Below are 2,192 nucleotides of genomic sequence, written 5' to 3'. Positions count from 1 at the left end.
GTCCTGCCCTATGTCATGACCGGATCATTCTCGTTTCCAGGGATCATTGCTTTCTTTACTGCGGCTGCCGCGGGTGTCTTTGCCAGCGGTCTTGTGTTGAATCACAATCTCAAACGCGCACTGCAAGCCTCTGCAACCTTTGCGATTATTACGCTCACGCTGCTTACATGGGGCGTCGTTCCAGCGCTCACGCCGATCTGGCTCAGCCCAGCCGTTGCCAATGCGTTCAATGTTGCCAAGGCTTGCGACAACAGCGTGCTGGCTTCCGCCAGTTATGCTGAGCCGAGCCTGGTCTTTCTTGCCGGTACGAAGACGGTTCTCACCGACGGCGCAGGAGCAGCCAAGCACCTCACCGACGATCCGGCCTGTGCGATTTCAGCAGTCGATGAACGGGAACACGACGCCTTCATCAAGGCTTTGCCACAGGGCGAGAAGTCGGTTGCTGCTGTGGCGACTGTCAGCGGCATCAACTACAGCAAGGGCCGGAAGACGACCATAACGCTGTACAAGGCGGTGAAATAATCAATTGGCTTGCGACTAATGTCGAATTGACGGCATCGCGCATTGATAGGAATATAGTCCTTTAAAAGGACCATATTCATGCATCAAACACCCAAGGAAAGTCCGGCCTACCACCAGCTACTATGGCGGATAAGAGCCAACGATTCTCTCCTGAGAACACCTAAACGTGGGTGCTCAGCGGCGCAAGCCAAGCAGGACCATCTGCTTCTGCAACAGAAGCAGGATTTCCTTTACAAGCAACTCGAGTTTTTGGACGAACTTGACCTCTTTCTCAAATTTGATTCAGATCAACCCCGCGTGCCTGCTGGGAATTCTGATGGCGGGCAGTGGACGGAGAGCCAAGGCGGGATTGATCCAATCACCGCGGGCGCCACATTGGCACATAGTAGTTCGAGCCCGCACAGCAGCTCATGGATAAAACGGACCGAGCAACTGGGACAGCAGATCGACCGCGAAACTCCACTGCGGGCTATTGTCAGGAACAATCCCGTTATCCGTTCTGCCACTGCTCTTCTCTCGTTCCTGAAAGCGCCGGAACTCGAATACCCGCTAGCGGACGCGGTTGAGCAATACAACGCAATTGCAGCTGCTGATGACCCTTATGTCGTACCAATCCTTTCGCTGCGCGCAAGGCAATTCAGCAAGGGCGATTCCGGTACCAAACTCTGGGCGAGCATTCGTGCGGTGGATGTGGATACTGTTAGCAAGTTTTGCCCCAGATACTGGACCATACAAACTATAGCGGACAGCGTTGCATCGACGATGGGACCCATTTGGTCTTATGGAACACCGCAAAACTATGGAACCCAGTTTCACCTGCGTGCGGCAAATATGGTGAACGGCTTAGGCGACAGCACTCTGAAAGCAGAACTATTTCTTATGGCTCCACTGGCCGGCGCTCCATCCGGATACTACCGGCAAGAAGTCGGGATCAGGGAAAAAGGATCACTCGGGCTCGATGTTCATGAGACAGTCAGGAACGATTTGACCTGCATCTACGATTTCAAGACGGGGATAAAAGAGCTTGATCTCGCACGGATGGGGGTTTTTGCCCATTCAACTGCGAAGACGTTTCCCAAAACGGAGGAGTTCTTTGTCATACAGATCAAGCCAAGTGCCGGTTCCATCAGGAGATAGTCAATGACCACTATTAAAAACGTACGTGATGCAGTGCGCCCGCTCATTCAGCGCCGGAACGACCTGATCTCGACAGGACGATTTGTCTTCATCAAGCCCGTGCAGCATTTGCTGCGCGGTGTCTATATTGGAAGCTCGATAGATCCGAGTGTCTTCGTTCCGAAAATTTCAGTGCAATTGCTTGCCCCTAAAACGGAAATCAGATCTCTTGGCTGGGGCCTGCGGTTCAGCCAAGCCAACTATGGCGAGTACATCAGGAAGTCCGGGTGGACTATGAACAAGCCAGATATAATCGCGCAAATGCTGGACATAATCGAGGGCGCTCTGCCGGAGCTCTATGCCATCGCAAGTCTGGACGATTATTTTGCCTTTCTCTCTGCCATGTCGGTGCCAGAGGTCAGCTCAACCACGATTGAACTTTTCGAGGTATTGATACCAGCCATGAAAGGGGAATTCGATATTGCACTAAACTTTTTGCAGAAAAATAGGTCGGTAGTTGAGCATGTCAGTCACCTTTCGCCGGGGTTCTATCC

At 52.6% G+C, this 2,192-nt stretch carries 2 protein-coding genes and 1 pseudogene; all 3 read left to right on the top strand.

What is annotated here, in order from left to right; genetic code table 11:
- Positions 1–522, top strand: a pseudogene (locus ACXJ5O_RS25040) (ArnT family glycosyltransferase); the annotation flags it as partial.
- A gap of 78 nt (positions 523–600) precedes the next feature.
- On the top strand, positions 601–1,659 hold the full coding sequence (locus tag ACXJ5O_RS25035; protein ID WP_457302271.1) for a hypothetical protein: 1,059 nt from the start codon (positions 601–603) through the stop codon (positions 1,657–1,659).
- Between the two features lie 3 nt (positions 1,660–1,662).
- Positions 1,663–2,192 (top strand): hypothetical protein (locus tag ACXJ5O_RS25030; protein WP_457302270.1); only part of this gene is annotated, 530 nt, incomplete at its 3' end.

It is taken from the genome of Phyllobacterium sp. P5_D12, from assembly GCF_054049495.1.
The sequence above is the reverse complement of the archived record's forward strand: the minus strand, read 5'-3'. Positions and strand labels throughout refer to the sequence as shown.